Below are 12,928 nucleotides of genomic sequence, written 5' to 3'. Positions count from 1 at the left end.
CGCGACAGCCGGTATCCCTTCGAGCACAGGGAGTTCAGCGCGGCATCCGCCGCCACACCGCGCGCGGCACGAACCGCATCGCCGCGAACACCAAGCGCAACACGCCCGGCACCCACACCACTTCCCGGCGCCGGCGCAACGCGGCCACAGTCGCGTCCGCGACCTGGTCGGCGGTGCTGGAGAACGGCGCGGGCGACATCCCTTCGGTCATCCGGCCGATCACGAAGCCCGGGCGCACGAGCAGCAGGTGCACGCCGGTGCCGTGCAGCGCGTCGGACAGCCCCGAAGCGAAGCCGTCGAGCCCCGCTTTCGCCGAGCCGTACACGTAGTTCGCGCGCCGCACGCGGATCCCGGCGACCGACGAGAAGACGACCACGTTTCCGGAACCCTGTGTGCGCAACAGTTCCGCCGTGTGAGTGAGCACAGACACCTGAGCGACGTAATCGGTGTGCACGATCGCGGTGGCGTGCGCGGCGTCAGTCTCCGCACGGGCCTGGTCGCCGAGGATGCCGAACGCCAGCACTACCGTCTCGAGCGGACCGTGCTCCTGGAGGACGCGATCGAGCAGCGGACGGTGCGCGGAGAGGTCGTCGGCGTCGAAGTCCTCGGTCACGACGGTCTCCGCGCCTGCCTCGCGCAAGGCGGCCGTCTGCTCGCTCAAATCCGCGCCCGGCCTCGCGGCGAGCACGAACCGCCGTGCCCCGCCCCGCGCCAGCCGGACGGCCACCGCCGTCCCGATTTCGCTGCGTCCGCCTAGTACCAGCACCGTTCCGCTCACGAGGGGTGAGTCTGCCAGTCCGATCTCCGGGCGGCACGCGTGCCCTGATTCACAAACTGCAACTTTGCAGACTCTGCAAGAACTGGCTACGCTGATCCAGTGCCCCCTCCCGGCCTGCGCGAGCGCAAGAAGCTCGAAACCCACCGCACCATCGCTCTCGCCGCGCTTCGGCTGATCGACGAGCGTGGTCTGGACCAGGTGACTGTCGACGACATCGCCGCCGAAGCGGGCGTGTCCGCGCGGACGTTCTTCAACTACTTCGCCGTCAAAGAAGACGCCGTGCTGCTCGCGTACGCCGATCACGCGGAGCGGGCCGAGCAGACGATCGCCCGGTTCCTCGCGCAGCCGGAAGGCGTCGGGGCCTTTCCCGCGTTCATCGCGACCGTCCGGGAAGACCTCGCCGACATCGAGCGGGACCGCGACGAGTGGCTGACCCGGCTGCGCATCATCCACGGCGATCCGTCGCTGCTCATCCGCGCGACGACGCTCAACTCCGGCTCTCGCGGTCCGATGATCGCCGCCATCGCCCGGCGTTCCGGCACCGACGCGGAGAAGGACCTGTTCCCGTCGCTGCTGCTGGCGGTGGCGGGCGGAGTGCTCAACACCTCGCTCAGCAGGTGGGCCGCCCGGAACGGGGCCCAGCCGCTGCTCGAGATTTTCGACGAGGCCGCCGCGGCCGCTGCCGCCGGCCTGCCCGACCCCCGCTGAACTCCCCCGAGTCTTCCCGAGTCCGGAAAGGACTGTCATGTCCCTGTCCACCGCGGCGTCGCCCGCGCCGTCCCCGGCGATGAGCCACCGGCAAGTGCTGCAGGCGATGTCCGGCCTGATGATGGGCATTTTCGTCGCCATCCTCGCGTCCACTGTGGTCGCGAACGCCCTGCCGCGGATCGTGTCCGAGCTGGGCGGCAGCCAGTCGTCCTACACCTGGGTCGTCACCACCGAACTGCTCGCGATGACCGCGACCGTCCCGCTCTGGGGCAAGCTTTCCGACCTGTACAACAAGAAACTGCTGATCCAGCTCTCGCTCGGGCTGTTCGTGGTCGGCTCGCTGGTGGCCGGTCTCGCGCAGAACATCGACGTGCTGATCCTCAGCCGGATCGCCCAGGGCATCGGCGGCGGCGGACTCACCGCGCTCGCCCAGGTGATCATGGCGGCCATCGTTTCGCCGCGCGAACTGGGCAAGTTCTCCGGCGTCTTCGGCGCGGTCTTCGCCGTCGGCACCGTGGCCGGGCCGCTGATCGGCGGCGTCCTCGTGGACACCTCGTGGCTCGGCTGGCGCTGGTGCTTCTTCCTCGGCGTGCCGTTCGCGCTCGCCGCGATCCTGTTGCTGCAGCGCACTTTGGACCTGCCGACGCTGCGCCGCGAGGTGCACGTCGACTACCTCGGCGCGTTCCTGATCATGCTCGGCGTTTCGACGCTGCTGGTGTGGTCGTCGCTGGCCGGCTCGACCTTCGCCTGGGGTTCCTGGCAGACCGCGGTGCTCGTGCCCGCCGGCGTGCTCGTGCTGGTGCTCGCGGTGTGGGTCGAGTCCAAGGTGCGCGAGCCGGTCGTGCCGCTGGCGCTGTTCCGCAACCGCACGGTCACGCTCGCCACCGTCGCGAGCTTCCTGGTCGGCGTCGCGATGTTCGGCGGCACCGTGTTCCTTTCGCAGTATTTCCAGCTGGCACTCGGCAAATCGCCGACGGTGGCCGGGTTGATGAGCCTGCCGATGATCTTCGGCCTGCTGGTCTCGTCCACCGTGTCCGGCCAGCTGATCAGCCGCACCGGCCGGTGGAAGCCGTTCCTGCTGCTCGGCGCGGTGCTGATGACGGCGGGCCTCGGCCTGCTCGGGCTGATCGACGCGCACACCTCGGTGGCGGAGCTGAGCCTGTTCATGCTGGTGCTCGGCGTCGGCGTGGGCATGCTCAACCAGAACCTGGTGCTGGTGACGCAGAACGACGTGCCCGCCGCCGACCTCGGCGCGGCGACCTCGACGCTGTCGTTCTTCCGCAGCCTCGGCGGGTCGATCGGGGTGAGCGCGCTCGGCGCGGTGCTGGCCAGCCGGGTCGGCACGCTCGTCGCCGAAGGCCTCGGCCCGGCCGCGGCGGGCGGTTCCGGCGGCGGGAAGGTGCCCGACCTGGCGCAGCTGCCCGCGCCGGTCGTGGCGGTGATCCGGGACGCCTACGGCATCGCGACGAGCGACCTGTTCCTGATCAGCGCGCCGATCGCGCTGCTCGTGGTGGTCGCGGTGGCGTTCCTGAAGCACCTGCCGCTCAAGACGAAGAGCGGGCTGGAACGGCTGGCCGACGAGGCCGCCTGAGCTGCCGTCGCCCCGGTTTCCCGTTCGACGACCGCGGCACCGCGGTCGTCGAACGGGAAACCGCCGAACTGGCGTTCCTCGCCGCCGTCCAGGTGCTCCCGCTGCGGCTGCGCGACGTGCTCGATCGGTCCGCAAAGGACACTGCCGAACCGCATCGGACAGTACGACCGCGGCCGAAACGGGGCTGCTGCGGAAGTGCGGGCGCTAGCCGTGGTTCGACAGTCGCAATCGGACTCGATCCGCGCTCGCCGGATAACTGCGCGGACCGGGCGAATCGGTTTATCGCGCTTTCGCGCGGGCCGCGTCCTCACCGTCCGAAACGGACTGGTCACCGCGATGGCAGCGTCCGAAACCGCGGCATTGGCGCCGCAGCGACTCGCCGAAACGTTCGAAGAATAAAAAACGCCCGGGCGGCGATCGCGGTGTGCGATCGCCGCCCGGGCGCAACCACCGAGTTCCGGGCTCGTGCCGGTCGTGGTGGGGGAAACTGCTAGCGCCTTCGCCGCCGGGAAATGGTCACCGGCTCGCGGTCAGGCGACTCGATGCCGTGCGGCGGCGGAGCCGGATCGAACCAGCTTCCGGCGCTCCAGCTCGGTGGTTCCCCCGAAGATCCCGTTGCCGAGACCGTTGTCGAGAGCATAGGAAAGGCATTCCGCGCGGACCGGGCAGCGCGCGCAGACCGCCTTGGCCTTCGCGACCTGCTGCGCCCCCGGACCCATGTCGGAAATCGGGAAGAACAGTTCCGGGTCCTCGTCCTGGCACGCCGCGCGGGCGAGCCAGCTGGTGGCCGTGAGTTCCATTGTTGCTTTTCACCTCCTGTCCTCAGTGTCGAACCGTGGTCAACCGAGTTCTCCGCGCGCACGGGCGCACCATGCCTTCGGAGGATGTTCGGTGGGCTTTTCGGCCGAACCGCCCCGGGCCGCGAAGGACCCGCCGGACGACCGGCTTTCCAAGTTACCACCGATCACCGCCGGCGCGCGGAATTTCGATTCAGCTCACATCGCGGACTCGGTTGCCGCCGGACGTGCTACGGCCCCCGCGCCGGTCGTTCCACGCTCCCGCGCAGCCCGGGATTTCCTTTTCCGCGCACCGTTTCCCCCTTCCGCAGCGGCCGCGGGCGAACGGCCCGTCCCAGCCAGGTACCCGCCAGCGCCGGACCTAACCACATTTCCGTGACCGGATCGTTACATCCCACGGGCGCGTCACCGCACCTGTTCGACAAGTCCGCGATCGGGAGGGGGTGCGCGTGGCGGGGTTCGACGGCTTTTTCCGGGGCGATTTCCCTCGCCTCGTGGCGTTCCTGTGCGCGGGCGGGCTCGGGCCGGGCGCGGCGCGCGAGGTGGCGGTGGAGGCGTTCGTCCAGGAAACCGGGGCGTGGCCGCCGCCGGGCGACCCGCGCGTGGCGGTGCGGCTGACCGCCGCGCGGCTCGCCGCCGAGCAGGCGTGGTTCGACGGCGGGGCCCCGGCCGAGGACCCGCCGGGCGACCGGCTGGCCGCGGCCGTGGAGCGGAACGCGCGCGGGGTCGAACTGCTTTCGACGCTGCCGGAGACCCAGCGCACGGTGCTGACCTGGGCGCTCGACGGGTTCTCGCCCGCCGCGATCGCCTCGGCGCTCGGCATGGCGGGCACCACGGTCCGCTCGAATCTGCGGCACGCCCGGGAACGGCTGAAACACCGGCTCGGCCTCGCCGGGCGCGAGGAGGCCCTGATGACCGCATTGCGCGAAGCCGAATCCGCACTGGTCAACGCGCTGCGCTCGGCGCTCGACGTCGAAGAGGCGTTGACCCGGGTGAAAACCGAGGCGAGCGCGCTGGCCGCGCCGCGGGTCCCGGCCGGCCGGTTCGGCTTCGACGGCCCGGTGCGCGCCGCGGTCGACGGCGATCCGGAGGCGGCGCGGGACCTGCTCGCCGCGGTGCAGCCGCTGATCGTGCGCTACTGCCGGGCCCGGCTGGGCGGCGCGGACTCGTATTCGTCGGCCGACGACGTGGCGCAGGAAGTCTGCCTGGCGCTGCTGAACGCGCTGCCCGGCTACCGGAACCAGGGGCGGCCGTTCCTCGCGTTCGTTTACGGGATCGCGCAGCACAAGGTGGCGGACGCGCACCGAGCGCACGCGCGCGACCGGACCGAGCCGGTGGCCGAACTGCCCGAGGCGGTCGATCTCGCCGACGGGCCGGAGGAACGGGCGCTGCGCAGCGAACTGAACCGGCAGCTGGCCCGGCTGCTGCAGCTGCTGCCGGAACGACAGCGGGAAATCGTGTTGCTGCGCGTAGTAGTCGGGCTTTCCGCCGAGGAAGCCGCCGAGGCAGTCAGCTCCACCCCGGGTGCGGTCCGGGTCGCGCAACACCGCGCGCTGCTGCGGCTTCGCTCAGTCCTCGAACGCCGGCGCTGACCCGATCCGCGCCACCACGAACTCCGCCAACGTCGCCACCGGCCCCTCGCTGGCATCCCTCGACAGCAGAACGAAATCCACGGCACCCGGGTCCGGAAGACCGAGTTCGGCGGGCAATTCGACCAGATCGGACGGCACCAGGCTCCGCGCGTGCACGGTGATCCCGAGTCCCGCGGCCGCCGCCGCGCGCAGGCCGGTCAGGCTCGAGGTCTGGCAGGCCGCGCGCCATTCCATCCCGGCGCGCTCCAGCGTTTCCACCGCCAGCTGCCGCGTGACCGACGGCATCGGGTACTGCACCAGCGGCACCGGATGGCCGGGCGCGAGTTCCGTCGCCGCCGAGCCGATCCACACCAGCGGTTCGCGGCGCAGCAGCCGTCCCGGGCCGGGCGCGCCCGGGCGGCGTTTGCCGAGCACCAGGTCGAGGCGCCCGTCGGCGATCCGGCGGGCGAGCACATCGGACAGTTCCACGTGCAGTTCGACGTCCACCAGCGGATGGCTTTCCCGCAGCCGCCGCAGGATTTCCGGCAGCTCGCCGAGCGCGAAGTCCTCCGACACCCCGAACCGGACCCGCCCGCGCACCTGCGCGCCGCGGAAATGCCGGGCCGCGCGGTCCTCGGTGTCCACAATGGTCTGCGCGAACCCGAGCATCGCCTGCCCGCGCGCGGTCAGGTCGACCGCGTGCGTGTCGCGCGCGAACAGCAGCCCGCCGGCTTCGGACTCGAGCCGCCGGACGTGCTGGCTGACTGTGGGCTGCCCCACGCCCAAGCGCCTCGCCGCCGCGGTGAAGCTGCGGGTTTCCGCCACGGCAAGGAAAGAACGGCACAACCGGGGATCCAGCATGCGGGCCATGTTATCGGTAATCGCAATGACAGTCAGTACGGTCATCGGGGTTCCGAATGACCGTCGGCGGCGGGAGAATGGCCGGGAAAGGAGTTCCACCGTGCTCGCTTCGTTCGCCCGCCCCGTCTCGGCCGTGCTCGCCAAGCTGCGGATCGACCCGTTCATCGCCCTGATCCTCGTCACCGTCGGCATCGCCTCGCTGCTGCCCGCCTCCGGCGCGGCCGCCGCCGGGTTCGGCGCGGCGACCAAGATCGCGGTCGGACTGCTGTTCTTCCTTTACGGCGCGCGGCTTTCCGGCCAGGAAGCGGTCGAGGGCATGCGGCACTGGCGGTTGCACGTCACCGTGCTCTGCGCCACTTTCGTGCTTTTCCCGCTCTTGGGGCTCGCCGCGTCGTTCCTCTCCCCCGGGCTGCTGACCTCGCCGCTGTACACCGGCGTGCTGTTCCTCTGCCTGCTGCCCTCGACGGTGCAGTCGTCGATCGCGTTCACTTCGATCGCGAAGGGCAACGTCGCGGCGGCGATCTGCAGCGCGTCGCTGTCCAACCTGCTCGGCATCGTGCTGACGCCGCTGCTCGTCGCGCTGCTGCTCGCCACCGACGGCCCGGGCGTGAGCGGTTCGGCGGTGCTGGACATCGTGCTGCAGCTGCTCGTGCCGTTCGTGGCCGGGCAGCTGGCCCGCCGCTGGATCGGCGGCTGGGTGCAGCGGCATTCCGCGCCGCTGAAGATCGTCGACCGCGGTTCGATCCTGCTGGTGGTCTACACCGCGTTCAGCGAGGGGATGACCGAGGGCATCTGGCACCAGCTGGAGATCGGCCCGCTGCTGGTCCTGGTCGCGGTCTGCGGCGTCCTGCTGGCGGCCGTGCTCGGCGCGACGAGCGGCGGCGCGCGGCTGCTCGGCTTCGACCGCGCGGACCGGATCACGATCATGTTCTGCGGTTCGAAGAAGAGCCTCGCGAGCGGCCTGCCGATGGCGACGGTGCTGTTCGGGCACGCCGAGGTCGGGCTGATCGTGCTGCCGCTGATGCTGTTCCACCAGATTCAGCTGATCGTGTGCGCGGCGATGGCGCGCCGGTACGCCCGGCAGGCGGCCGCGCGGGAGCCGGGCGAACTGGCGGCGGTCGGCTGACCAGGGGCGCGGGCCTCGACCGGGCGGCCCGGGACAACCGCCCGGGCTGACCGTCGCGAACACGGGCTACTCGCGCGTCCCGATCGCCTCCACCGGCCGGGCGCGCAGCGCGAACTTCGCCGGCAGCAGCACCGACGCGGCGCCCACCAGCGCGGTCGCGGCGACGATCCCGAGGTACAGCAACGGCGGGATGCTCGGGATCGGCGACCCGGTGAGGCCGAGGCTGACCGTCGCCAGCGGGATCAGCGGGACCGCCGATCCCACCGCCACCGCGATCAGCACCACCGTCAGCGCCTCGATGCGCAGCACCTTCAACACCTGGTCCCGCGTCATCCCGACCAGCCGCAGCAGCGCGAACTCCCGGGTGCGGGCCAGCGTCGTCATCACCAGCGTGTTCGCGACCGCGAGCGCGAGGTAGGCGAAGACGAGCACCAACGGCAACGCGCTGCTCAGCGCCGAAGCGGTCGCCGCGTCGCGTTGTTCTTCGGACAGGCCTGCCTTGGCGGACACGGTCAATCCCGGGTACTTCGCGGACAGGCCCGCCAAGACTGGTTCCAGGTCCGTCCCGGAGCGGGCCCGGACGAGGATCTGCTGGTTCAGCTGCCGGTTGCTGTGCGCGAGCACGTCCTCGTGCGCCAGGGTGACGTCGCCGAAACCCATGCCGCGCTGGTAAATCGCGACCACGGCCGGGGTCGCGGCGGAGCCGTCCGGCAAGGTCAGCTTGATCTGGTCGCCGACTTTGCCGCCGAGGGTGCTCGCCGCGCCGGCGCTCAACGCGACCTTTCCCGGGGCCAGATCGGCGAGATCGCCTGAGGAGACAGCCAGATCCATCGTCTTGGCCGCGTTGTCGACGGTGATGCCCTGCGCCGGGAACTCGAAGATCTCCGGCGAATCGAGCACCTTCGTCGAGGCGAACACCTGCACCCGCACCACCCCGGTCGCGGCCTCCGCACCGGGCAGCGCGGCCGCGTCCCGGACCGCGTCGTCCGGCAAGCCGCCCGCCGCGCCGGTGAGCGTGTACTGCGCGGTGCTCCCCTCGGCGGCCTGGTCGGCGGCCGCGGCGGCGAGGGTCGTCGGAATGAACAGCTGCACGCAGGCGAAGCCGATCCCGAGCACCAGCGGGCCGATCCCGGCGGCCAGGCGGCGTGCGTTCGCGCGGGTGTTGGCGGCGGCGAGGAAGCCGTATTCCTTGAACCGCCGGGTGATCGGCTTGGCCAGCAGCCGCGTCGCGAACGCCGCCACCGGTGGCGCCAGCAGCAGGAGCGCGATGATCATCAGCAGCCCGCCGCTGCCCGCGCCTGCCACGGCGAAAACGCCGGAGAAGAACACCGGCAGCAGCGACGCGGCCAAGCCGAGGAGCAACAGCAGCACCCCGAGCGTCCGGCGGCCGCCGCTGATTCCCGGTGGTTCGACGGCGGCGTCGCTCAATGCTTCGACCGGGCGCACCGACGAGGCTTTCCACGCCACCGCGAAGGTCGCGATCTGCGCCGTCGCCACCCCGGCGAGCACCGCCACCAGCATCGGCAGAATTCCCACGGAGAAAGAGAAATCGCTCGGCACGACTCCGATCAGGACGAGCGCGCCACGCAACAGCTGTGCGGCGAGGATGCCGGGCAGGCATCCGATCGCCGACGCGACGACCGACAGCACCAGCGCTTCCGCGGCGAGCATTTTCCAGATCTGGCGCGGAGTAGCCGCGATCGCGCGCAGCACGGCCAATTCGCGGCGACGCTGATGGACGCTCAACGCGAGAGTGCTGGCCACGACCAGAATTGCGATCAGCAGCACCGTGCCGCCGAGCGAACCCGCGATCTCCCGCAAAGTGCCGCTCGCCGAGGCGACATCGGGGTTTTCGACGCGGCTCCGGTCGTCTCCGGTGGCCACCTCCGCTTCGGAGCCCAGCGCGGCGGCCAGCCGGTCGGCGAGCTCGCCGGGATCGACGCCAGGCCGGGGAAACACCCCGACGGCGTCCACCCGGTCTCCGCGCCCGGCCAAGCTTTCCGCTTCCGCGTCGGAAAAGAACACCGCGGGAGTGCGGATTTCTCCGTCCACACCGGACAGTCTGGCCACGCCGACGACCCGGTATCCGGCGGCGGCTCTGGTCGTCTGGATCCGGACCGCGGCTCCGGCGTCCTTGGCCAATCCGGCGTCCAGCACCACTTCGCCCGGCCGCCGCGGTTCGCGGCCTTCGACGAGGTCGAACGGACCCAGCCGGGCGCTCGACCACGGATGCCCGGCCGGAGCGCGGTCGCCCGGGCCCAGCACCGCGGGGAAGCTCACGTCCGGCACCACTGAGCCGACGCCCTCGGTCCCGGCGATCTTCCGCACCGTCTCGCGGGTCAGCGGCGCCGGTTCCTTGAGCGGTTTCGATTTGGTCTTGCCGTTTTCCCTTGCCTCGAACGATTTCGCACCGCCGACGACCACCGGGACCCCGGCGTACCGCTGCGGCGGCACCCCGCCGTCCACGCCGGACTGCAGGAGAATGCCGAACGCGGTGACCAGCATGGCCGCGCCGAGCAGAGCGACGAACGCGCCGGCGAAACCGGAAGCGCGCCCGCGCAGCGTTTTGACCGCCAGTTCGAGCATCGCTCACCACTCCCCGAGCGTGGTCATCCGCTCGGCCACGCGGTCCGGAGCGGGTTCGGCCATCTCGTCGGCGAGCGCGCCGTCGGCGAGGAAGACCACCCGGTGCGCGTACGACGCGGCCACCGGGTCGTGCGTCACCATGATCACCGTCTGGCCGGTCTCGTCCACGAGCTGCCGCAGCAGTTCGAGCACCTGGCGGCCGGTCCGGGTGTCGAGCGCGCCGGTCGGCTCGTCGGCGAACACCACCTGCGGCCGCGGCGCGAGCGCGCGGGCGATCGCCACCCGCTGCTGCTGGCCGCCGGACAGCTGGGCCGGGCGCCGGTCCAGCCGCCCGGCCAGTCCGACGCGCCGGACGACCTCGTCCAGCCAGTCCTGGTCGGGCGCCAGCCCGGCCATCCGCATCGGGAGCGCGAGATTGTCCGCGACGGTCAGCGACGCCAGCAGGTTGTAGGCCTGGAAGACGAAGCCGACGCGCTCGCGCCGCAGCACGGTCAGCCCGGTCTCGTCCAGCTCGGCCAGGTCCGTGCCGCCGAGCAGCACCGTGCCGGCGGTCGGCCGGTCGAGCCCGGCGGCGCAGTGCAGGAAGGTGCTCTTGCCCGCGCCGGACGGGCCCATCACCGCGGTGAACGACCCCCGGCCGAACCGGACGGTCAGGTCGCGCAGCGCGGTCACCTCGCCCGCGCCGGAACCGTAGGTCTTGCGCACCGACCGCAGCGACACCACGTCGTCCGGCGGCGCTCCGGTCTCTGCCGGTGCCGGGCGTTGCCGTTTCTCGCGTGCCACTTCGTCCTCCGGGTGCTTGTGCTTTTCCCGGACGCTACGGACGCGGAAACCCGCCGGACAGCCCGTATCCTGCAGATCGCGGGTGCAGAAAACTGCACCCGCCGGGACGGATCTTCGGCAGGGGGACGGATGGCGGCGGCGCCCGCGTTCAGCGTGCGGGACTACCTCGCCGGGTTCGGGGTTTCCTTCCGGTACCTCGCGGTCGGCGCCGCGGCCGGGCTCGGCGGCCTGCTGCTCTTCTGGCTGACCGCGGGCAGCCTCGTGCTGAGCGTCGCCGGGATCGGGCTGCCGCTGCTGGTCCTGCTCGTGCCGGTGTTGCGCCGGTTCGCCCGGGCGCAGCGGAAACGGGTCGAACGGCTGCTGGGCACTCCGGTCGGCGAGAAGTACGCGGAGCCCCGTTCGCCGCTCGGGGTGCTCAAAGACCGCGCGGTCTGGAAGGACCTGGCGTTCCTCGCGGCCAACACCGTCGTCGGCACGCCGCTGTGCTTGGTCGGCCTGAGCCTGCTGTCCGGCGCGCTCTGCTGGGGCACCGCGCCGATCTGGTGGACCCTCCTGCCGCCCGCCGCGCACCTGACGTTCCGGCCGGTCACCAGCTGGGCCCAGGCGTTCGGCGCGACCGGCATCGGCCTGGCGTACGCGACCGGACTGCTCCTCCTCGTGCCGCTGCTGGCGCGCGGGCACGCGATGCTGGCCCGGGCCTTCCTGCGCCCGCCGCGCGGCAGCAAGCAAACCCGCCGGATCGAAGAGCTGACCGTCAGCCGGGCCGAAGCCCTCGAAGCGCACGGCGCGGAGCTGCGCCGGATCGAGCGGGACCTGCACGACGGCACCCAGGCCGGGCTCGTCGCCATCTCGCTCCGGCTCGGGCTGATCAAGCACGCCCTGCAGCACCAGCCGGACACCGCGCTCCGCCTGGTCGACGACGCACAGGAACTGACCGAGCATTCGCTGGCCGCGCTGCGCACGATCGTCCGCGGGATCTATCCCCCGCTGCTGACCGACCGCGGTCTGGCCGGCGCGGTGCAGGCGCTCGCGGCGAGCGGCGCGGTCCCGGTCGAGGTCGACGTCTCGGGCACCGGACCGGCCCCGGCCGCAGTGGAGGCGGCGGCCTACTTCGTGGTCGCCGAAGCGCTGACGAACGTCGCCAAGCACAGCGGGGCCGGCCGGGCGTGGATTACGCTCGGCATCGACCGGGAAAGGATCAGGATCACTGTGCGGGACAACGGGAAGGGCGGCGCCGCGGAGAACTTCGGCACCGGGCTGGCCGGGATCCGGCGGCGCGTCGCGGCCTTCGACGGCAGCTTCGAGCTGAGCAGCCCCGAAGGCGGCCCGACGGTGCTGCGGGCGGAGCTGCCGTGCGCGTCGTGATCGCCGACGACAACGCGTTCATCCGCGAGGGCCTGGCGTTGCTGCTGTCCACGGTCGGCCACGAGGTGTGCGCCGTGCTGGAGCGGGGGCCGGACGTGCTGCCCGCATTGCTGGAGCACCGGCCCGACATCGCGGTGCTGGACGTCCGCCTGCCGCCGGGGTTCACCGACGAGGGGCTGCGGGCGGCGGCCGCGGCGCGCGCGGAAATCCCCGGTCTGCCGGTGCTGATGCTGTCGCAGTACGTCGAGCACGCCTACGCGGCCGAGCTGCTGGCCAACGGCGCGTCCGGCGTCGGCTACCTGCTGAAGGACCGGGTCGGGCGGATCGAGGAATTCCGCGAGGCGATGGACCGGGTCGCGGCGGGCGGGACCGCGATGGACCCGGAGGTCATCTCGCAGCTGATGGCGCGCCGGCTCGCCGCGAACGCGCTCGACGTGCTCAGCCCCCGCGAACGCGAGGTGCTCGCGCTGATGGCCGAGGGCTACGGCAACGGCGCGATCGCCGAGAAGCTGTTCATCGCGGAAACCTCGGTGAACAAGCACGTCGGCAACATTTTCGCGCGGCTCGGGCTGTCCGCGGGCACCGGCGACCACCGGCGGGTGCGGGCCGTGCTCGCGTATCTCAACGCCTGACCCGCGGCGCCCGGGGCGGAAAACCAGTGGAGCCGCGCCCGCGTCCGCGGCTACTGTCGCCCGGCCAGTGTCAGCAAGGCAAGGACGTGCCGTTGTACCTCGCGTGAGACATCCCAAGCTCTGACCTCGT

Annotated in this window: 11 protein-coding genes; 6 read left to right on the top strand and 5 right to left on the bottom strand. The window is 71.7% G+C overall.

The genetic code is table 11. The annotated features are described in order from the left end of the window. Window positions 1–34: 34 nt before the first annotated feature. Window positions 35–778, bottom strand: a complete 744-nt coding sequence (locus F9C12_RS39045; RefSeq protein ID WP_409463796.1) for an SDR family NAD(P)-dependent oxidoreductase — start codon at window positions 776–778, stop codon at window positions 35–37. Window positions 779–877: 99 nt separating this feature from the next. On the opposite strand from F9C12_RS39045, the gene F9C12_RS39040 reads away from it, so the two are divergent. Together F9C12_RS39040 and F9C12_RS39035 are read left to right on the top strand one after the other, a co-directional pair. Continuing rightward, on the top strand, window positions 878–1,486 hold the full coding sequence (locus F9C12_RS39040) for a TetR/AcrR family transcriptional regulator (RefSeq protein WP_409179322.1): 609 nt from the start codon (window positions 878–880) through the stop codon (window positions 1,484–1,486). 37 nt (window positions 1,487–1,523) lie between these two features. Beyond that, window positions 1,524–3,077: an MDR family MFS transporter gene (locus F9C12_RS39035; RefSeq protein ID WP_409179321.1), complete on the top strand. Its 1,554-nt coding sequence runs from the start codon at window positions 1,524–1,526 to the stop codon at window positions 3,075–3,077. 530 nt (window positions 3,078–3,607) lie between these two features. On the opposite strand, the gene F9C12_RS39030 is transcribed toward F9C12_RS39035, so the two are convergent. Next, complete coding sequence (locus F9C12_RS39030; protein WP_009080567.1) at window positions 3,608–3,877, bottom strand: WhiB family transcriptional regulator; 270 nt, start codon at window positions 3,875–3,877, stop codon at window positions 3,608–3,610. A gap of 446 nt (window positions 3,878–4,323) precedes the next feature. On the opposite strand from F9C12_RS39030, the gene shbA reads away from it, so the two are divergent. Next, window positions 4,324–5,466 (top strand): RNA polymerase sigma factor ShbA, encoded by a 1,143-nt coding sequence (gene shbA / locus F9C12_RS39025; protein WP_409179320.1) that lies wholly within the window; start codon window positions 4,324–4,326, stop codon window positions 5,464–5,466. Here the strand turns inward: shbA and F9C12_RS39020 are convergent. Continuing rightward, complete coding sequence (locus tag F9C12_RS39020; RefSeq protein ID WP_409463795.1) at window positions 5,443–6,306, bottom strand: LysR substrate-binding domain-containing protein; 864 nt, start codon at window positions 6,304–6,306, stop codon at window positions 5,443–5,445. The genes shbA and F9C12_RS39020 overlap by 24 nt on opposite strands. A gap of 100 nt (window positions 6,307–6,406) precedes the next feature. Between F9C12_RS39020 and F9C12_RS39015 the strand changes: the two genes are divergently transcribed. After that, entirely contained in the window at window positions 6,407–7,432 is a 1,026-nt protein-coding gene (locus F9C12_RS39015) for a bile acid:sodium symporter family protein (protein ID WP_409179318.1), read from the top strand. A 66-nt stretch (window positions 7,433–7,498) separates the two neighbouring features. Here F9C12_RS39015 and F9C12_RS39010 read toward each other — a convergent pair whose 3' ends face one another. Together F9C12_RS39010 and F9C12_RS39005 are read right to left on the bottom strand one after the other, a co-directional pair. Then, on the bottom strand, window positions 7,499–10,018 hold the full coding sequence (locus tag F9C12_RS39010) for an ABC transporter permease (protein WP_409179317.1): 2,520 nt from the start codon (window positions 10,016–10,018) through the stop codon (window positions 7,499–7,501). Between the two features lie 3 nt (window positions 10,019–10,021). Beyond that, window positions 10,022–10,738, bottom strand: coding sequence for an ABC transporter ATP-binding protein (locus F9C12_RS39005; protein ID WP_409186950.1), 717 nt, complete (start codon window positions 10,736–10,738; stop codon window positions 10,022–10,024). Window positions 10,739–10,930: 192 nt separating this feature from the next. Here F9C12_RS39005 and F9C12_RS39000 point away from each other — a divergent pair, with 192 nt between their 5' ends. After that, entirely contained in the window at window positions 10,931–12,166 is a 1,236-nt protein-coding gene (locus tag F9C12_RS39000) for a sensor histidine kinase (protein WP_409179316.1), read from the top strand. Beyond that, window positions 12,154–12,798 carry a LuxR C-terminal-related transcriptional regulator gene (locus tag F9C12_RS38995; RefSeq protein WP_409179315.1) on the top strand — a complete coding sequence of 215 codons (645 nt, stop codon included), beginning with the start codon at window positions 12,154–12,156 and terminating at the stop codon, window positions 12,796–12,798. The genes F9C12_RS39000 and F9C12_RS38995 overlap by 13 nt, the downstream gene beginning before the upstream one ends. Window positions 12,799–12,928: the final 130 nt, after the last annotated feature.

Origin of the sequence: Amycolatopsis sp. GA6-003 (genome assembly GCF_046267895.1) — a bacterium.
Lineage (GTDB): Bacteria > Actinomycetota > Actinomycetes > Mycobacteriales > Pseudonocardiaceae > Amycolatopsis.
Note: the sequence above shows the minus strand (reverse complement) of the source record. Positions and strands in the feature narration are given on the sequence as shown.